The 19,320-nt window shown below is 37.3% G+C and carries 22 protein-coding genes and 4 pseudogenes; 25 read left to right on the top strand and 1 reads right to left on the bottom strand.

Going from position 1 to position 19,320, the window contains the following annotated elements:
• The 7 genes from NO352_RS17400 to NO352_RS17370 all read left to right on the top strand — a co-directional run.
• The coding region (locus NO352_RS17400; RefSeq protein ID WP_289356255.1) for a polymorphic toxin-type HINT domain-containing protein at window positions 1-733 on the top strand (733 nt) is incomplete at its 5' end.
• A 1-nt stretch (window position 734) separates the two neighbouring features.
• Window positions 735-1,289 carry a hypothetical protein gene (locus NO352_RS17395; protein ID WP_005548826.1) on the top strand — a complete coding sequence of 185 codons (555 nt, stop codon included), beginning with the start codon at window positions 735-737 and terminating at the stop codon, window positions 1,287-1,289.
• A gap of 146 nt (window positions 1,290-1,435) precedes the next feature.
• On the top strand, window positions 1,436-2,470 hold the full coding sequence (locus NO352_RS25195) for an RHS repeat-associated core domain-containing protein (protein ID WP_353961269.1): 1,035 nt from the start codon (window positions 1,436-1,438) through the stop codon (window positions 2,468-2,470).
• A 6-nt stretch (window positions 2,471-2,476) separates the two neighbouring features.
• Complete coding sequence (locus tag NO352_RS17385; RefSeq protein WP_238555857.1) at window positions 2,477-2,968, top strand: hypothetical protein; 492 nt, start codon at window positions 2,477-2,479, stop codon at window positions 2,966-2,968.
• A 1,849-nt stretch (window positions 2,969-4,817) separates the two neighbouring features.
• The gene (locus NO352_RS17380; protein WP_483311848.1) at window positions 4,818-5,819 is read left to right on the top strand and encodes a polymorphic toxin-type HINT domain-containing protein; all 1,002 of its coding nucleotides are present in this window, start codon (window positions 4,818-4,820) and stop codon (window positions 5,817-5,819) included.
• A complete protein-coding gene (locus NO352_RS17375; RefSeq protein ID WP_289356254.1) occupies window positions 5,789-6,061 on the top strand; it encodes a hypothetical protein in 273 nt (90 codons plus the stop codon). The genes NO352_RS17380 and NO352_RS17375 overlap by 31 nt, the downstream gene beginning before the upstream one ends.
• An 18-nt stretch (window positions 6,062-6,079) precedes the next feature.
• Window positions 6,080-6,481: a hypothetical protein gene (locus NO352_RS17370; RefSeq protein ID WP_289356253.1), complete on the top strand. Its 402-nt coding sequence runs from the start codon at window positions 6,080-6,082 to the stop codon at window positions 6,479-6,481.
• Window positions 6,482-6,967: 486 nt separating this feature from the next.
• Here NO352_RS17370 and NO352_RS17365 read toward each other — a convergent pair whose 3' ends face one another.
• Entirely contained in the window at window positions 6,968-7,231 is a 264-nt protein-coding gene (locus tag NO352_RS17365) for a helix-turn-helix domain-containing protein (RefSeq protein ID WP_289356252.1), read from the bottom strand.
• 147 nt (window positions 7,232-7,378) lie between these two features.
• Between NO352_RS17365 and NO352_RS17360 the strand changes: the two genes are divergently transcribed.
• The 18 genes and pseudogenes from NO352_RS17360 to NO352_RS17295 all read left to right on the top strand — a co-directional run bounded on the left by NO352_RS17360 (window position 7,379) and on the right by NO352_RS17295 (window position 18,480).
• Complete coding sequence (locus NO352_RS17360; protein ID WP_289356251.1) at window positions 7,379-7,648, top strand: hypothetical protein; 270 nt, start codon at window positions 7,379-7,381, stop codon at window positions 7,646-7,648.
• A 23-nt stretch (window positions 7,649-7,671) separates the two neighbouring features.
• A complete protein-coding gene (locus NO352_RS25190; RefSeq protein WP_353961268.1) occupies window positions 7,672-7,863 on the top strand; it encodes a zinc ribbon domain-containing protein in 192 nt (63 codons plus the stop codon).
• Between the two features lie 737 nt (window positions 7,864-8,600).
• Window positions 8,601-9,257 carry a sigma factor-like helix-turn-helix DNA-binding protein gene (locus tag NO352_RS17355; protein WP_289356250.1) on the top strand — a complete coding sequence of 219 codons (657 nt, stop codon included), beginning with the start codon at window positions 8,601-8,603 and terminating at the stop codon, window positions 9,255-9,257.
• 294 nt (window positions 9,258-9,551) lie between these two features.
• Window positions 9,552-9,809, top strand: a complete 258-nt coding sequence (locus NO352_RS25185; RefSeq protein ID WP_353961267.1) for a site-specific integrase — start codon at window positions 9,552-9,554, stop codon at window positions 9,807-9,809.
• Window positions 9,725-10,102: a tyrosine-type recombinase/integrase gene (locus NO352_RS17350; RefSeq protein ID WP_353961271.1), complete on the top strand. Its 378-nt coding sequence runs from the start codon at window positions 9,725-9,727 to the stop codon at window positions 10,100-10,102. Before NO352_RS25185 ends, NO352_RS17350 begins: the two co-directional genes overlap by 85 nt.
• A gap of 268 nt (window positions 10,103-10,370) precedes the next feature.
• A complete protein-coding gene (locus NO352_RS17345; RefSeq protein ID WP_289356249.1) occupies window positions 10,371-10,763 on the top strand; it encodes a hypothetical protein in 393 nt (130 codons plus the stop codon).
• Window positions 10,764-10,955: 192 nt separating this feature from the next.
• Window positions 10,956-11,132: a hypothetical protein gene (locus NO352_RS17340; protein WP_289356248.1), complete on the top strand. Its 177-nt coding sequence runs from the start codon at window positions 10,956-10,958 to the stop codon at window positions 11,130-11,132.
• 200 nt (window positions 11,133-11,332) lie between these two features.
• A complete protein-coding gene (locus tag NO352_RS17335) occupies window positions 11,333-12,565 on the top strand; it encodes an IS110 family RNA-guided transposase (RefSeq protein WP_289356247.1) in 1,233 nt (410 codons plus the stop codon).
• 74 nt (window positions 12,566-12,639) lie between these two features.
• Window positions 12,640-13,164, top strand: a pseudogene (locus NO352_RS17330) (polymorphic toxin-type HINT domain-containing protein); the annotation flags it as partial.
• 135 nt (window positions 13,165-13,299) lie between these two features.
• On the top strand, window positions 13,300-13,671 hold the full coding sequence (locus tag NO352_RS17325) for a hypothetical protein (protein WP_289356262.1): 372 nt from the start codon (window positions 13,300-13,302) through the stop codon (window positions 13,669-13,671).
• 8 nt (window positions 13,672-13,679) lie between these two features.
• Window positions 13,680-14,318, top strand: a complete 639-nt coding sequence (locus NO352_RS17320) for a DUF5984 family protein (protein ID WP_353961270.1) — start codon at window positions 13,680-13,682, stop codon at window positions 14,316-14,318.
• A gap of 377 nt (window positions 14,319-14,695) precedes the next feature.
• On the top strand, window positions 14,696-15,238 hold the full coding sequence (locus tag NO352_RS17315) for a hypothetical protein (protein WP_289356246.1): 543 nt from the start codon (window positions 14,696-14,698) through the stop codon (window positions 15,236-15,238).
• A 69-nt stretch (window positions 15,239-15,307) separates the two neighbouring features.
• Complete coding sequence (locus NO352_RS17310; RefSeq protein WP_289356245.1) at window positions 15,308-15,550, top strand: hypothetical protein; 243 nt, start codon at window positions 15,308-15,310, stop codon at window positions 15,548-15,550.
• A 1,124-nt stretch (window positions 15,551-16,674) separates the two neighbouring features.
• A pseudogene (locus NO352_RS25330) lies at window positions 16,675-16,806 on the top strand (IS110 family transposase); the annotation flags it as partial.
• A gap of 55 nt (window positions 16,807-16,861) precedes the next feature.
• Window positions 16,862-17,059, top strand: a pseudogene (locus NO352_RS25325) (RHS repeat-associated core domain-containing protein); the annotation flags it as partial.
• Window positions 17,060-17,074: 15 nt separating this feature from the next.
• Window positions 17,075-17,341: pseudogene (locus tag NO352_RS17305) on the top strand (polymorphic toxin-type HINT domain-containing protein); the annotation flags it as partial.
• Between the two features lie 219 nt (window positions 17,342-17,560).
• Window positions 17,561-17,932, top strand: coding sequence for a hypothetical protein (locus NO352_RS17300; RefSeq protein WP_289356259.1), 372 nt, complete (start codon window positions 17,561-17,563; stop codon window positions 17,930-17,932).
• Window positions 17,933-17,943: 11 nt separating this feature from the next.
• Window positions 17,944-18,480: a hypothetical protein gene (locus NO352_RS17295; protein ID WP_289356244.1), complete on the top strand. Its 537-nt coding sequence runs from the start codon at window positions 17,944-17,946 to the stop codon at window positions 18,478-18,480.
• The last annotated feature ends 840 nt before the right edge of the window (window positions 18,481-19,320 follow it).

The following is a 19,320-nucleotide window of genomic DNA, read 5'->3' as shown; positions in this document are numbered from 1 at the left end:
AATCGGGGGCATAGGAAAAGCTAGAGAAGTTGGTGGAAAGGGAAGAGCGATTGGCGGATGTAACTGCTTCACAGCGGATACCAAGGTTTTAACAGACGGAGTGGAGAAGAATATCGAAGACCTTGAAGTCGGAGATAAGGTTCTTTCCAAGAATGAAGAGACTAACGAAGTAGCTTATAAAGAGATTACTGCTACATTTAACCATGAGGCGGATGAGATTTACCAAATCCATGTGGGCGACCAAGTCATTGAATCGACCTATAATCATCCGTTTTGGGTGGAAGGTAAAGGATGGACGTATGTCAAAGACCTAAGGGTCGGAGACTTGCTTGTTCAGAGTGATGGGAATACACTCAAGGCAGACAGCATTAAATTGGAGCGTAGGCAAGCAAAAGTTTATAACCTGAGGGTTGACGGTTTCCATACTTATTTCGTGAGTGACCTTGGTATATGGGTTCACAATACTAATTGTTGGGGCAAGTTTAGTGCGGATGACTTGAAGAAATTAGGAAAGGCCGACCAAAAAGACATTAAGAGAATTACTGGAAATGCTAATGATGCTTTTGGTTTCTTTAAAGAGCAGGTTAGTAGCTATAAAGAAGTTTCACCGGGAGTTTTTGTCGGGAAAGATGCAAATAAGGTTACCTTTACCTATCGTGCATCTTCTAAATCTGGCCCTCCGACAATCGACGTGAAAGGTGGAGTTCGGAAAATCAAGTTTTTGGAGGATTGATATGAAAAAGATTACTGAAATTGAAGCCATTAAAAATCTCGAACTTAATTTTGTTAAGGTATTCAAGAATAAAGACCCCTTTGACAATTGCTTTACTGATAATATCAAAGCTAAGTTACTTTTGTTTCCTACTGATGGGTACTACCTTCAAGAAGAGCAGTTTAATATTCTTCGTCAAGCAATCAGCCACTTTGGGGAAGATGACTTCTTTATTTCCGAAATTGAAGGTGACTGCTTTTCCAAGTCATTATCCAGTGGGTCTTACGAACATAGTCACTGGGTGGGCGCAACTTCATCAACATTCGAGGATTATACAGATATCCCTATTGTAATTGAAAACGCAATTTATTCTACTTACGGCAATTGGGGAGTAATTATTTCTCACGAAGGGCATGCTGTGTTGGGTGGTAGTACAGAGTTGATAGAACAGGTTCAGAGTTTATACCCCAAGCATGTGACTTGCAAACAAAAATTTATTGAGTACTGGGAGCATAATCAAAGAGAGTATAATTCCAACATTGACTGGGTGAATGAATTTCTAAAACAATTTTCATAATGATTTCTGACCTCAAGGATGAGATTCCTTGAGGTCTTTCTTTAACTCCACCCACCCAGTGCCGAACGAATCGGTCGGCATGTCCCGAAAGAACTTAACCTTCATCGTCCCCATATGATCGAACGAAAATCGTAGCTGAAGGCAAGGTGGAAGGCAACGGTAGTGTCACGATTACAGCATCCTATGTCCATGATTCGAACGGCAAGCTATTGGCACGACAAGTTCCAGGACAGGGCATGCACTATTACGTATCCAACGGGCACGGAGACATTACCGAAATCCGGGATGCACAAGGAAATGTGCTGAACCGTTACACGTATGACATCTGGGGCAATCCATTGGTACAAGAGGAGCAGGTTCCAAACATTTTCCGCTACTCAGGCGAATATTCGGATGAAGCAACGAATCTGCAATATTTGCGCGCAAGATGGTATGATCCAAGTATCGGGCGGTTTATTAATGAGGATACGTATGAAGGGGAACTAGGTAATCCACTGACATTAAACCTATATACCTATGTACAGAATAATCCGCTAATATATTGGGATCCAAGTGGACATAGATATGAATCGTATCAACTTTTAGAAATTCAATATGTAATTGATGAAGCAATGCAGATAACTTCAAAAAATCCGGATTATTGGAACTATAGATCCTATCTCGGATCAAAATTCCAAGCTGTATTTGATGATTCGAATAATAATCGATTTAAGTATTTATTTGGGTTGCTGACTCAGACAAGTCCATATGAAAATAGTAAGGGGAATGCTGAATGGGCAAGAGGCCAACTGCTAGATAAGTATGATGAATGGCAGATGGCATCTCTTCTAGAGGCTGCTGCTCTAGGTGGGTCTATGGCTTTTGGGTTAGGACAAACAAAGGGGATGTTCGGGGCAAATGGGGCGCAGGTTACCAGTAAAACTGTCTGGAAAGCACAAGGTAGTAAAGCAAGAATTGATGTTGAAAACCCTAATCCCGGGCAACGACCTGGACAGATTCACTACCAAGATGCCAACAACAAGAAGTATTTGTTTGACTCACAAAAAGGAGCATTCGTAGACTCTAAAGGAAATCTTGCTCCCAAAAGTGTTAATAATATGCTTAACGACCCTGATTTTGTTAAGAAATTAAATGTGGGACTAACGCAGTATCTTGGTGAAAGTCCTTATGTTCGAAAATGAGGTGAGATGTTGAAAATAAATTCTAAGATGCAAAAGTACCTTGATGAATTAGTAAATACAGAATTACAAGCAATTAATTGTAATATTGATATCAATGGCATTGAGAACATTATTTTTCCGGCTTTTATTGAGTGGGATGGTTGTGTCCTCCTGAAACAAGAAAGGAATGTTGAATTACCAAATCATTTTTCACCAAATCAATTTATAACAGATAGAACAGCGTTTGAAGCAGATTACAATCATATTCACCTAAATGAGATGTTTGATGAAGTTTTTCAACCTAGTCAAATATTCAAAATTGCAATAAAAATACTCGATGTATGGACGGCTGTTCTCTACAGAAAATTCAATACACAAAGAAGTTTTTGCCTCATACTTTCTTATGATGGTGAGGACATTGTTATACGTTTCTATTCAGTTAGAGAGAATGAATCACCATGGCTTGATATTTCTTCAATAGAGTCATATTTGGATGGGTTGATGATTGTCGAAATTTAAACTATTTGACCTTGAGGTTTGCTTCCTCGAGGTCTTTATTTATTTGCCGCTACCTGGGTGTTAAATGAAATCATCATTCATTCAACCAATACCCCGTCAGGTAAAGTAGACATCAAAAACTCATTTGGAAAAAACTAAATGTCACTACAATTGAATCTAAATTACAAAACGATAAATGAGAGGAGGATAGATTATCTAATTGCGAAAATTAAGATGCTTTCAATGTAATAATCCGATTCCATTGAAATGGCTAATTTTTAGTGGTCAATGGAAGGCGCATAAATGTAAATGTTCACAATTGTATGTATGGCCTTGGAAAAGACAAGTTTATTTTTACACTAGTTTTATTACTGGTATATTTATGAGTTATTATCTGGATGCTTTCTACGGTGATAAACTAGAAAAATACATTATGGATGAAGTAAACAGTATCGTTGTTACTAAGTTTCTATTGTTCATAATCACAGTAATTTTTATTTTGTTATTTGTATTTTTATCTTATTTTGTTACCCCAAAGGTATATAAATTAAAAGAAGGTACAGATGGCGATAAACAGTTATAGTGATGAATAAGGATGTTAATAAATCTTTAAATTAGTCTCCAATAGTAATAATTTTGTTTAACCACAATGCGGCTTGCTATCGTATTGTGGTTTTTTCTTTGGTGGATGCCCCACCCAGTGCCGAATGAATCGGTCGGCAAATCCTAAATGAACATAGCGCTGTATCTGAGATTGAATTTGTATACGTATGTACCGAATAATCCGTTTCTCGCTTACTATCCTAGTGAAAGTGAAGTAGTATACTTTAGTACGCAATCGGATTATTTAAGTTTTAAAATGATGTATGAAACCGGAATGATTGATATAAATGATTACAAGGGAAAATTTTTGTATTATTTAAATGGTGTTAGAATAAATGTGCCGAGTGGTTCAATAAATATTCCTATTAGAATACCAAGACCTGCATTAGTTCCGTAATTGGAGGATACAAATGAAATATTTTAAAGAAGTATTTTTCAAAGAAGTGAGTTTAGGGAGCGAAGAGGACAAAAAAATAAATGCATTATGGATTGAAGCGCTCTAGCATTATGAAAATGAACTGTTTTTGATAAAGGAGAGAGTTTCAAAAAAAGGTTTGGAAGGCTGTGAGCGAGAATAGTTTGCACGATTTGAGGTTCCAAAAACTAGAGGTTGAGGATAGTGCAAGAGGAACGCATCCACTTAATATAACATTAGTTTTTGCTGGTAAGACGAATCAAACTATCTATTATAAACGAGTGAAAACTATTAAATTTAGTTATATTGGTGATAATAGTGGTATAGATTTTTTAGGTATTCACGATTGCATAGCGTCCGAATTACTTGACGTAGATGGGAAATTATTATCACATGAGATATTATTCTCATCGGGTGCAACATTGTATATAGAATTTGAAAAGATAATAATCAAATGATACTCAAAGCCACATACGAGTGCAACATTGAACTGTAACCCGTAAGAGGTCACTTTTTTCAAGTGTCCATCTTACGGGTTACAGTTCACCATCGTATTGTGGTTTTTTTCTTTGGCGGATGCCGACCACAGTGCCGAATGATCGGGCGGCATGTCCCAAAAGAACCTAACCCTAATCAACCTCATATGATATTTATCTAATATGGTTGTGCGTACATATAATGAGTTGAAAAATATCCCCCCCTCTACGTCCATTTTTATCTCTTATAAAATCTTATAATCATCAGATGCCATCATGTTTTGCTCTAATTACCTTATTTTCGTTTTCTCCCGTATTTTTTGTTATTCAGAGACTATAAAACAACCGCTATACGTACGACATCTGGGGCAATCCATTGGTACAAGAGGAGCAGGTTCCAAACATTTTCCGCTACTCGGGCGAATATTGGGATGCAGCAACGAATCTGCAATATTTGCGCGCAAGATGGTATGATCCAAGTATCGGGCGGTTTATTAATGAGGATACGTATGAAGGGGATCTGATTCGTCCAACCAGTCAAAATTTATATACGTATGTAGAAAATAATCCGCTTGGTTATATCGATCCTTCAGGAAATTATTGTGTATCATCTGACGGGAAATATGCTCATGCTGGTGTATGTAGTAATTCTTCTAATATTAAAGATTACTACATGGAAGATGTAATGATAATGGAAAATATGCCGTTTATCAGTAACGGTGTAATTTTGGGTGAGTACAGTGATGGTGGGAAATCATTAAAGCTGCGTTCAAAAGCTGACAGAGAAATTGCTAATTTTTGGAGTTTAATGACATGGGATGAATATCGTGAATTTGTTGTAGCTATGCCTTTAGCTGCAGGTATTTGGACTGCATCTAACACAAGTGGAGGAGTCAAGGGAAGTAAGAGTTCTAAGCAAAATGGCTGCAATTGTTTCACGGCTGGAACAAAGGTTCAAACAGACAAGGGTGAGAAAAATATCGAAGACATTGAAGTCGGAGATAAGGTTCTCGCCAAGGATGAGAATAATTCTGATGGAGAGTTGGCTTACAAGGAAGTTGAAAATCTTTACCGAAACCAACGTGATGATATTATTAAATTATATGTTGAAAATCAAATCGTTGAGACGACAGATAATCATCCATTCTGGGTTGAAGACAAAGGGTGGGTCTTCGCCGACGAACTTCAGGTGGGTGATAAGCTCCAGAAGGCTGATGGAAGCAATCTGAACATTGAAAAGGTAGAGTTTGTAAAACTGGATAGACCGGTAACTGTTTATAACTTTACGGTTGCTGACTATCATACTTACTACGTGACTGATTTAGACATTTGGGTGCACAATACGAAATGTCTGGGGGCTCAGAATTTAAACCATTAGGTAAAGGATCAACAGGTAGAACTATTCCTGCTAATGAAATAGAACTAAAAGCAATGCAAAAGGCTATTTCGGATCCTACCAAAGGAAATATATTGAAAATGCCTTCGTTAATGCAGGATAAAAGATGGAATCATACAGATGGTTGGGTAAAAATGAGTCGTACGATTAATGGTGTTGAAATCCATTGGGTGTATAATTTTAGAAGCGGCCAGTATGATGATTTTAAATTTAAGGATAGATAATTTTGAAAGGAGGATAAGATGAAAATAAAATGTATCTCAAATATAAGTGGATCGCTATCAGAAAAAGCTGGTTATCCTGCTAACTATATATATGAATCTTTGATAGTCGGGAAAATATATAATGTATATTCAATTGGTCATTGGGATGATTATATGTTCTATTTACTGAAAGCTGATCATGAAGATCCTGATTTAAATCTTGACCCTGTCTGGTTTCCATATGAATGGTTCGAGATTGTAGATCATAAAATTCCAGATTCATGGTACTTTGATTTTATTGGGAAACCACAGGATAAACTGTCTACAATCATAGGTTACAAAGAAATTGTACTCAATCAAGATCATCATTATGGATTAATGGAGCGAGATAAATATCATCTTGAATTATTTTATAAGATGAAGGCTAACATTGATAAGTAATTTGATTCAATTTTTGAACAACCTAAAAGCTAATGTGATATGTATCCTTCTGGATGTATTGGGTAAATGCCCCTGTGATAATATTTGAATTCTACAAAGGGTGCTTTTTTATGGACATTGTGGATTCCGTAACGTTCGTAGTATATCTTAGATGTAGACTGGCTTCCAGAAATTTGATCTCTTAGAAGGAGTTTATTATTGTGATTGTTAAAGACTGGATAATACGATCTTTGAAAAACGAACGAATGATCTGCTTGCTATGAAAGGGTATTTTGGAAGCTGTTGGGTTTGTTCGTTAGAAGTTATCTAAATCGAATAAGTGGTATTGGATTAGCTACATGTAGAAGTTTGACTGAATTAGTTATTTACAGGGAATTATGTAACTTTATATAGAGCGGTTATCTAATCAAGTTTTACCACATGCGAGTGTAACAACTCCATGTGGTTTTTTTTTGAGTAACTAAATAACAACGAAGACCGCCTTTTTTACGGGCGGTCTTCATTTATATGATTATCATTTCCATACTTATACATTTCGATTTCATACAAACGTACCAAGTCGGACGCTTTGATATTAACGGCTTGAGCAATGGACATCAAAGAACTAAGACTGGGCTGATGAATTCCACGCTCTAGCATAGAGATATATGTCCGATCAAGATTACTCCGGAAAGCCAATTCTTCTTGACTGATATCATATTTGGCGCGAACTGCTTTAAGCACTTTGCCGAATACTAATTCTGTGTTCAAGTCATCTACCTCATTTTTAACCTCATACTGTCTTACATCCAGAATCGTGAACACGTAGTAAACTCTACAAAATGGTTTATTATTGTAATTATGTGTGATAAAATTCGATCTAAGACATTGATAATTCGTTATATAAGGAGGTGTCATGTGACTGCAAGAAAATTAGCCATGAGTCTGCTAGCCATTATAATTGTTATGGAAGTGGCCTACTACATGCTGTGTTTAAAACCGGCAGATGATCCGGTATTGACAATGGCAGATCTAAACAATGAGGCTAAAATGCAGCGCATATTTGATAGGGAACTTGAGGATTGGCGGTATGGCGACGAGCGACGAACTAGGTTCAAGTATGTTATGGGAGTAACTATCATAGGCGGCTTTATATTAGCCTCTCTTATGCCTAATCGGAAGTTATAATTACATGTTATGGAGTGTGGCTAATGTCGAATTTGTATCCATGTCCGGAATGCAATCATTCGGTCGCTGCATCTGCGACAAGTTGTCCGAACTGTGGAGCTAATCTGGAGGAAGAACAAGGAATTGTTTTTTATATTGTGAGGATCATTATTACTATTGCCGTAATCCTTGTACTTGGTCGAGTCATTATGTATGTATCTGAATCACTGAGATAAAGGTATTTCAACTAAACATATTCAATGGAGGAATCAACAATGGCAAAATGCCCAAGCTGTAATCAAAATCCTGATAATCTCTCCCCGTTGGCTGTTAATCAATGCACATCCTGCGGCAAGAAATGGTGCTTTCATTGTGATGGATATGGAACCAATAAATGTCCAAGTTGTGGAAACGGCGCTTCAACACCTGTCTTCATCCATGATTAAGCAAGATATCCAATATGTTCAGCTAACAGGCTGTGCCCCTGAAAAAATTTTAAATATCTTGACATTACGCTGTTACAAATCCCCTTAAATTTACTATTTATATATTAACAATAATGAAGGGGAAAATAATTAGATCATGCAATGATAGAAGAATGTAATAAAATCAAGTAAACGAAGCGAAAACGAAGTAACTTCGCAAAGTAAATCAGACGAAGTAAAACTCGATTCGTTATCCTCGGCCAAGCCCACGCAGCTTGGCCTTTTTATTTTTTTGTTAAATAAACAGTTCAATTTGCGTTTAATATCCCCATGTTAAAAGCAAAGGGGATTTATGCATGGAGAAAAAATCTAAACGGATGAAGCGAATTTCATCTCAAACTGAACGATTGGAAGCTGAACGCCAATTTCAAGAACTTTATGAAGCGATTTAAGCCGACTTTGATCAAATCAGCGAAGCAAGGCAACGACAAAAAGAAACTGAGCAACGCTCGGCAATTGAACATGGAAATAGGTATAACTGGAGTCGAATGGAGTTTGAAACGCTGAACACTCAAATGAAACAATATAAGAAAACACTAGACTCTCAGATCTTTAGGATCATGTGGCATGATCATCTTAAAAAGCTAACCCATCAATACTTGCATGATTTCATCATTAAGGGAATGCCGGAAATGGCAAGACGTTTATTTTTAACAGACACGAAGGCCGAAGAACTGCAAGACATGTTATACCCTGTACTGATTCAGGCCATTCATGACTGGGAACCGGATGACGAACATCGTTTTACAAAGGATTTTGCTGCTTTTTACAAGAAAGCTGTTGAATATGAACGGGGGAATATATTGAGGAAATTCAACAGTAAATGCAATAGACAAGTCTCACTACAATATCTGGATTTTAATAATGATGAGGAAGTAAACGTTCTTCTTATGAATGAGCCCAATTTGGCTATACATTTAGGAGATCAATCAAATATCGAGCAGGCCATAATGAAGTGGCATGTGAGCGACTTTGTTCAAAACTGCTTGACTCAAGAAGAAAAGGAATTGTTCCAAATGTTCTATGAAGAGCAACGCACCGTTATGGAAATGGCCAAAGTTTTGCAAGTCACAAGAATGACCGTCTATCGAAGAATGGAAAAAGTAAACCGACTTTGGGCTGAATTTAATCAGTACAATGATTGAACCTAAAAATGGGAAGAAAGAAAGAGTATTTCCCCGAGACATGCCTAAAATGGCCCATGAATCACGAGAGTTTTTTGATGACTTTTTTTCGATTTGTGAAAATAAAAGTCAAAGCGATTCCATACTCGTATGTAACACAAATATAGTGTGTTACATTTATAAAATTCCCAAGAAGCCTTACGCAGCTTATCTTCGTGGGTATTTCCATTCATGTGCTGATAAAGCCGTGTACGATGAATGTAACACTTTATATAATTAATATATAGTTTATTATATTTAGTAAGCGGTGATGAAATGGAGTTTGTGGAACCAATTAAAAACAAAAAGCAAATTGATGCGATGAAGAAGTACTTGCGCGGTCAAAATGTCCGTGATTATCTGTTGCTGGTGTTGGGCATTAATTCGGGTTTGCGCATTTCCGATTTGTTGCGATTGAATATTGAAGATGTATATAAACACAGGAGCGAATCAGCCTGCGAGAGCAAAAGACGGGCAAGCATAAGGACTTTCCTTTATCCGAGGTTTGCAAAAAGGCAATTCATGAGTTTGTGAAGGAAACCGGACGGAAAACCGGCATATTGTTTGCAAGTCGTAAAGGCAACAAACCGATTGGTCGCGTTCAGGCTTATCGCATATTGAATGACGCTGCCCGGCAAGTGGGGATTAAGGAAGCGATTGGCGTTCACTCAACTCGCAAGACATTCGCCTATCATGCCTATCAAAGCGGCGTCGACATTACCCGCATCCAAAAGCTCTTGAACCATTCATCGCCAGGCGTGACGTTAGCTTATATAGGAATAACGAAAATGGAACTCGATGAAGTGTATATCAGCCTTAACTTATAATCGGTAAGGATAGATGATTAAAATGAGTACAAATTGTGACAGTGTATTTGAAAACGTTTTACCTACTCGTTTTATCTCAAAATTTAAGCGGTATTCATTAAAATTTTTTGGAGGCATACTCAGGTTATGAGTTGAACATAAACGACCCAAAGCCAAGAACACGAGGTGAAGTCAACCATAATGATTTGAATGCTCCGCTCTTTGACAACCAACTAGCCTGATTGTAGGAGCCATGAATTCAAAATAATAATTAACGGAGGATAAGCGAATGTATATTGAAATGAAAAGTCAAACCGAGGGAATTACGGAAAGTATAAAGCATTTCCAAAAATGGAACTGGCGTTTGCTCGACCATGGCGAGGAACAGTATCTTATTGACTTACCGGAACTACCGGAGGTTGATCAAACGGTATTCACGATAGAAAAGCTTCGATTCAACTACCATTTCAATACGGTAACGATTGAACTTCGCAAGGTACACGACATGATTGTCCTGATGGAAATTCAAACAGATGGTCTGGAATTACAGCAGTATCTTGAAGAAGTGATCGGCCTTCCAATGAGATTGCAGGAGCAATTTTCATTTGATATTCCATGCGATAATGATATATTTCCTATGCTGGTGCTGGACACGATTGCGAACCTGAGTACAGAAGTGTAAAGAATCTGTTAACAAGCATTGCAAATGAACATCTGAAGTGGAAAAAGTGTCAATTTTGATGTGCGGTGGATCGTTACACTTTTATTCCAGAACCGATGTAGGCTTGTAAGAATCAAAGTGGCCGTGTACGAGAGAATCATGACTTGATACGATCGACCTCGATAAGAACGTATACGATGGAGGTTGTATATCATGAGCGAAAAGCAAACAAAGGAAGTAGACAAGCTGGTAAAGCCGGGCCGTTTTGGCGTGACTAACAAGCAGTTGATTCCAGCGATTAAGGAAGCCATTGCTGCCGGCGATGTGAAGCGGCTGAATATGCTGAAAGAACAATATCTCTACACTTTTGAGCATTCACTACCTATTTAAAAAAGACGGAACGACAATATATTACTGATCATCTGAAGTCATAAATGGAATGTAACGAATGGGAGCAAGATGAGTAAAGCGTAAGTGTTTGCTGGCGTATCTTTGCGGCAAGTCCGCTCGAACTGAGGATGCAACCTTACGCTTTTGATCTGTTTCACGAAGGAAACGATTCCTGGCGTGACGTAAGGAAGGGGAGTTACATGAATCCACAAAATTATATTTATGTTGGCGTTGATCTACATAAGCAGCATCATACCGCCGTTATCATCGATTGTTGGAATCAAAAGCTGGGAGAAATCAAGTTCGACAACAAGCCGACTGCCTATGCTGCACTTATAAAAGTAGTAAACAAGTATTTGAAGAAAGACATGCAGGCGGTTTACGGTCTTGAAGACATAGGCGGCTACGGCCGAGCGCTGGCGGTATACTTATTTGAAGGCGGATATAAGGTGAAGGAAGTCAATGCGAAGTTGGCCAATGCCCGGCGCAAAAGTCATGTCACAGTTGAAAAATCCGATGCATGGGACGCTGAATGTGTCGCGAAAGTGTTGAGAGATGAGCTGCCGAATTTACCGGATGCCAAGCCGATTGATTTGTACTGGGCGATTAGTCAGTTGATCAATCAGAGACGCTGGATTGCCAAAAATTTGACGGGACTCGTGAAAAAACTTCATCAACAACTTGGTTATCACTATCCAAGTTATAAGAAGTTTTTCTCTCAAGTGGATGGGAAAACGGCATTGGGATTTTGGTGGCGTTATCCATCGCCAGATCATTTGGAGCATGTCCATGTGGAGAATCTGGCCCAGTTCTTGCGAGCACTTAGCAATAATGGATTATCGACCAAAAAGGCCATACAAATTAAAGAACTTGTACAGACGGATGGAAGTACATGGCGAGATTTTCAGGACAAACGCGATTTTATCGTACGAAGCCTAGTCAGAGATATACGGTGCTCAGAACGCAATCTGGCACGCATAGAGGCCGAGATTCAGGACTTGATGAGTCAATTAGGCTTTCAACTGGAGACGATGACAGGTGTTGAACTGGTCACCTCAGCGGAACTTGTGGCGGAGATTGGGGATATTCATCGCTTCGCTACTCCTGACAAACTGGCTCGATTTGCAGGAATCGCCCCTATTGCTGTAGGTTCAGGCAACAAGCATCGAAACTATAAAAGCAAGCAAGGAAACAGGGAACTACATGACATCATTAAAGCCCTTGCGATAAGGCAAATTGCCGTTACAAGGACAAAGAAAGAGCCTCGTAATCCCTACTTCCACGCTTACTATGAGCAGAAAATGGCGGCAGGAAAGACTAAGCAGCAAGCCATTGTGTGTATAATGCGTAAACTGGTAAACGTCATCTATTACTTAATGAAGACTAGAGCAGTTTACACGATTCCAGAAGTACCCAATAAACTAGCAAGTTGATATACTAATGTTGGGCGGTGATTGGAAAACGGTTACCGTCCTTTTTATTGAATATAGTACGCTTTATTAACTAGGATACGTATGAAGGGGATATCAATGATCCGCTAAGTTTGAACTTGTATACGTATGTATCCAATAATCCTGTACTTTACGTTGATCCAAGCGGAAATTATCAAGCAATTGCAGGATGTATGATGAGATGTTTTTCCGCAGGTACGAATGTAAAAACAGATGAAGGTTATAAAACCATCGAAGATATAAAAGTCGGAGATATGGTTCAAACCAAGGATGAAGAAACAGGAGAAGTAGGATATCATCCAGTAGAGGAATAGTTCCAACGGGAAACAGAAGAAACATATCAAGTAACTGTTAAAGGAACAACGATAACGACGACAGAAGAGCATCCATTCTGGATAACGGGTAAAGGTTGGGTTGAGGCAAAAGATTTAAAAGAAGGGGATAAGCTACAAGACCCGGATGGCAAGGAATATCCGATAGAGAAGATTAAGATTAAGAATGAACGGACAACAGTTTACAACTTTAGAGTGCAAGGGGTACACAATTACTTTGTAACGGAACTGCAGATATGGACACATAATTGTGGACGAGGAGTAAACAATCCCACATCGTATTACAGTGCAGGCAATTCAGGCGGAGGTGGCGTAGCTTATCAACGTCCAGTCAACGTTAATAGATTACCTGCCGGAACCGGAATTAACATAACGAAAAAAGAGATGGATTCGTTCTTTAAGTCCACAATGAATAAGGGATTGAAGTTTAAGGGGACAAGTAAAATCCCGAAGAGAATATATGAGCCTAGCCCTAAGCATGACCCGAAAAGTGGGTGGGGCAGTCCAAATCCAATTCCAGATGCTAAAACAGGGCAGAACTTATTGGATACAGCGTATTCATCTTCAAAGAACAAGCAACTTTACAACATTTATGAGGGGAAACTAATAAAATTTCAACCGGATGGAGAAACAGGATGGCATCCATATACGGTTACGAATCCTGCAAAAGAAGTACCTGCCGATGTGTTAAGACAGTTCCTTAAAGATAGTAAGATTACGAAAGTAGAATATAATAAGTTATTAAAAAACAAATGAGGTGATTTATTCTGAGAAGCTTTGGAGATAAGGACACATTTTCTATTCAATATGAGTTTGGAGAAAACCCCTTTAATGAAAGTAGTTTAACTGGTGAAACATGGGGAAGGTTTGAATTATTTGTTCAAGGGGTAGATATTTGCCAATATAAGAGACAAAATAGCGTAACTATCTATCAGTGGAATTTGATATATATTGTCGAATGGTTTAGCGAAAATTTAAAGTATATATTGAGCGATGTACCATTCCCTCTCCCTGTTGAAGGACAACACTCACTTGAACTTTTGGATAATTGTCTTTTATTTGAATCAGATGATGATAATGAATTTGATGCTTGGTTTGATACAAAACAAGAATGGGAGTTTAAACACTCTTGGTTTTCAAATAGAGCGGGTTCCTTTTTGCCAGAAGTATTTTTCAGAAGGGTTAACGATGAATTAGAGATTGCTTGGAATAATGAATCAACGTACTCTTCGGAAGGAATTTCTTTCATGAATCCGACTGGCATTGTATATTTGCCAATTAGCATATTTGAATCCACTATCAAAAATTTTATAGAAGATTTCTTGGATAATATTTTGCTGACTTCTAGGAATGAATCTGATGTAAGAGAATTTTATCAAGAAATAAAGAAATTAATCAAATAGCTGGTTCTTCCCTATGGGGGCTACCCAGTACCGAATGAACTAATCATTCAACCAATTGCTCATCCAACAATATAGACATGGTTTACATTGTTGTAGCAAGATCATACTATAACCAACAAACCAAACACTAAACAACTTGACAACCACTTGATAAACTTTCAAAAGCTCTTTCCCACTTGAACCATGAGTAGGAATGAGCTTTTTACATGCTCACAATCAAAGGAGGGCGAAATGAATAGAAGAAGAAGTACAGGCGGCAGTTTAATGAGGATACGTATGAAGGGGAAATCAATAATCCGCTGAGCTTGAATTTGTATACGTATGTATCGAATAATCCGTTGAAATACGTAGATCCGAGTGGACATATTGGGATACCGATGGCACCAACACCTGCAATGACGTGTGCAGCGAGTCCGGGGCAATGCAAGACGATTCTAAAAGGACAGGCCGAAGCAGGTAAAACATTGTTAGTTGAAGGAGCCAATTTTTTAATACTGGATGATGTAAATACGCTTTTGAATCCTGATGGCTCTTTGAATGAAAAAGCCCTGACTGTAGCTTCTTTTCTGCCTTGGGGAAAAGTATTAAAAGCTGGTAAAGTTGTGTCTAAGGTTAATAAAGCTTCGGAATCACTTACAAAGTTTCAAGGTTGGATAAAACGCGATACGTATAAAGAAATTGTGGACAGGTTTGGAAAAGATGCAGCTAAAAAATTCAGTAATTCAATGAAAAAAGGTCTAGTCTCTGGTCAAGGTGAGAATAGTGTGAAAAGGCTTGGAGATGGCGTCAAAATTGGAAACAAGACTTATAAATTCGAAGTGAAGATTAAAGGTCAGTATGGTGATTGGCGTGTATTTGGTAATTATGATGAAAAGTCTGGTCATTATATATTTGATCTGTTTGACAAAGGTAAACATTAGATTTTTGGGAGGGGAGTAAGTGGATATCAACGAGTTGAAAATCGAACAATACAAGGATTTTGGTTGAACTTGGAGAATTATCAAAAAGAATTTCCTGATGAGTTTAACCGCTTTTTTAAGAATTTCAGTAAAAATAATTTTGATGTGAAAATAACACAAATAGCATTGATGTTAGGTAATTATCCCGAATGTAATCAAAATCACGTAATATCGTATATTCCGATAAGCTACAATGGAAAGAGAATAGGGTTATACCGATTATTATTTACTTTGGATGGGAAAATTGATGATGATTATTTTACAATGGATTAGTTGAGGTTATCCTCATAGAAGAAAAAATAATGGAAAAAATATATCATAATTACAGATTTACAGTCAGAGGAATATTTAAACAGCATCAAAAAAACTTATTGAGTTATTTAATATTTCTGAAGAAGAGTCGATTGGGCGAATGAATCGAGAATGGGGAGAGGAGTCACTAGTTGGAGAGGAACTAATGCTTTACCATATAGATAGAGAGTATTGGGCTAAAACAATTTGTTTTGAGAAAGACTCCATGTGGTAGAGTGAAGAATAGAAAGATTTAAAACCAATTCCATATCCCTAATACTATTGATGTGAAATAATCCAATTTTTAATTGGCAGCACAGCGGATATCTTATCTACCATGCTGCCAATTTTTTTGATAACCACCATCAAACATTATGTATACATAAAAATTAAGTATATTTTCCCAATATGGAGGATGTAGAAAATTACAATATTGATGGATTCGTTGAATTGAGGATGGTATATTATATACATTAGTTGTTTCTATACCTAAATGTTATTGGTATACCGCCGTCTCCACAGATATAATTTTAAGAAGTCCTACAGAAGAAAATATACGTAAAGTAATTGAAGCATTTTCAGAGAACGATGCTTATTGGATGAAACTTTATTATCCATCCGGCGAAAGAGATGGTGTATTCAATATAAAGCACATGGATAAGATGATTGAAGAGATAAAAAGAACAAACAGGGAAATTTTTGGTTCAGAGTATTCTAGTTCACCTTGAGGGATTAATTCCTTCAAGGTCTTTTTATTACCCCACCCAGTGCCGAATAAATCGGGCCGCATGTCCCGAAAGAACATAACCCTCATCAACCCTTCATGATATTTTTCTTATACGGTTGTGCGCACATAAAAGTGTTGAATAATATCCCCCTTTATAACAAACCTCCTTCATTGTCATAACTCCGAAATTCATAAGATACCACCGTGTTTTGATGCAAATACCTTACCTTCGCTTTTTCACAGTTTTTCCGAAATGTATTGATGCTGTAAATAAAATTGCAATGAACAGTCCTCCCAAACTGATAGAGAGGGCGAGGAATATAGCAACTTTGAAGATACATAGTCCGACTACTAGGGTGTGGAGTAACAACAAAAAATAATGGCGGCAGGAAAGAATAAGCAGCAAGCTATTGTGTGTATTATGCATAAACTGGTAAACGTCATCTATTGCTTAATGAAGACCAAAACAGTTTACACGATTCCAGAAGTACCCATTAAACAAGCAAGTTGATATACTAATGTTAGGCGATAATTGGAAAACATTTACCGTCCTTTTTATTGAAGTACGCTTTATTAACTAGGATACGTATGAAGGGGATATCAAGAATCCACTGAGTTTGAATTTGTATACGTATGTGGAGAATAATCCTGTACTTTACGTTGATCCAAGCGGAAATTATCAAGCAATTGCAGCATGTATGATGAGATGTTTTTCCGCAGGTACGAATGTAAAAACAGATGAAGGTTATAAAGCCATCGAAGATATAAAAGTCGGAGATATGGTTCAAACCAAGGATGAAGAAATGGGAGAAGTAGGATATCATCCAGTAGAGGAATAGTTCCAACGGGAAACAGAAGAAACATATCAAGTAACTGTTAAAGGAACAACGATAACGACGACAGAAGAGCATCCATTCTGGATAACGGGTAAAGGTTGGGTTGAGGCAAAAGATTTAAAAGAAGGGGATAAGCTACAAGAGCCGGATGGCAAGGAATATCCAATAGAGAAGATTGAAATTAAGAACGAACGGACAACAGTTTACAACTTTAGAGTGCAAGGGGTACACAATTACTTCGTAACGGAACTGCAGATATGGACACATAATTGTGGACGAGGAGTAAACAATTCAACATCGTATTATAGTGTAGGCAATTCAGGCGGAGGTGGCGTAGCTTATCAACGTCCAGTCAACGTTAATAGATTACCTGCCGGAACCGGAATTAAGATAACGAAAAAAGAGATGGATTCGTTCTTTAAGTCCACAATGAATAAAGGACTTAAGCTTAATAAGGGGACGGGAAATTTAACTTTAAGTAGTGGGAATATTAAACATTTTTGGAATGGGCATTCGTTTGAATCACTAGGCAAACAAGCTCCTCATTTGCTAAAGGTTAAATCAAGAGGGGAAGTCGAGAAACAATTATCGGATATCGGCTTCTTTAATAAAGAATTAAGTAAAGACCAGGTTGTTTCTTCAGTTCAAAAGGCAGCAAATGAGGCACTAAGTAAGGGAGTAACTCATGGGCAATATTCCACAAAAATAAATGGGGAATCAATAACAGTTGCATTTGACCAGGGAATTTTTCAGACTGCTTGGGGAGCATATAAATATAAGCTATCTGATTTTGGTTACTAGGGGGGATTATATTGTTTAAAGTGTCTTATAGGTTCGTAGATGATAATCTCTCATTGTTTTCTGGCATAAGCGCCGAACAATTTGACAAAGAATTTGGAGATATTTCGGGGCAAATTGAATTGAATTTCAATGAAAATACGATTGGCTTTTTTCATAAAGATGTTCCCTTCGGTAATGAAATTTTATTGCACTGGTTTAATAGGTTGAATGAAGTTGTATGTAGCTTACAGGATTCAAAATACGTTGCTATGAATCAAGTAGAGAATAATAATTGGGTTGAGTTTGTTAGAGAAGAGAGTAGGTTAAAAATAAATTTAATTGTTAATCCAAGCATTTCAGAAATTCATGGTTTTATTACTAAAATACCATTTCCAAACTATGAAGCAAGGGAATGGAGTAACATCATAATCAGCTATGATGCTTTTAAGAACGAAATCCGTCGTAATACAGAACAGCTTATGATTCAATTAAAGGAGTTGAATATTAATCTTTTAGATACTATTAAAGTAATTCAAATAAAAAATCTATTGGAAAAATGTTATGATTGAACTGTTTATAATGATCTTATGAAAATCGTTTTGCTTTTCTATATAGTATGAAAAGTATTTTATGAGGATTTGAAGGGCACTGATAAGGATGCAGTAAATTTTACACATGTGGAAATGTTAGAACATTGGGTGAAGTTGTACTGGAAATGCTTGATGATACATGATGAATACAAAGCAAAGAGACTTTATCTAGGTCAGAATGTAAATTTTAAACAATTCCTAAAGAGATTATTCGATCTATACGAAAATTAATCGACCCCTTTTTAGGTAAAGTATAATAAACTTGATGAGTATTACGGGACTGAATCCTACCGAAACAGCACTTTTTTCATTTCGGAATACATTCAATGGCATTCCTTACAGTCATATGGTAATGCTGACTCAGAGCGTTGATTCAGAAATGGATGTAATTCCCACATATGAACTAAAGATTTCCAAGCTATATTAATGTTTTAGGCGGTTACTCATTTTTGAGCTAACCGCTTATTCTTTTGGTTAGTGTTAAATCGTTAACCAATAACTTACACAAAAATATTAACTATGTTTACAACGTAACAACAGATCATACAATACAGCAAACCAAACAATTAAAACTTTCAAAAGTTCTATCCAACTTGAAGCATGAGCAGGAATGAGCTTTTTTTACATGCTCACAAAAGGAGGACGAAACGAATGGCAAAAGAAATACAGTCAGTAGTAGAGGGGACAGGATTAAATTGAACAGGCTCAAGCAGAGTATGAAACGATTAGAGAACAGATCGCTGAGTATTATCACCAAGCCAGAGAGTTAAGATACCAATCGGACAAGTTAAACAGTCAGGACGAACCGATGTACAATGA

It is taken from the genome of Paenibacillus sp. S-12 (assembly GCF_030363895.1).
Taxonomy (GTDB): Bacteria; Bacillota; Bacilli; order Paenibacillales; family Paenibacillaceae; genus Paenibacillus_B; species Paenibacillus_B alvei.
The sequence above is the reverse complement of the archived record's forward strand: the minus strand, read 5'-3'. Positions and strand labels throughout refer to the sequence as shown.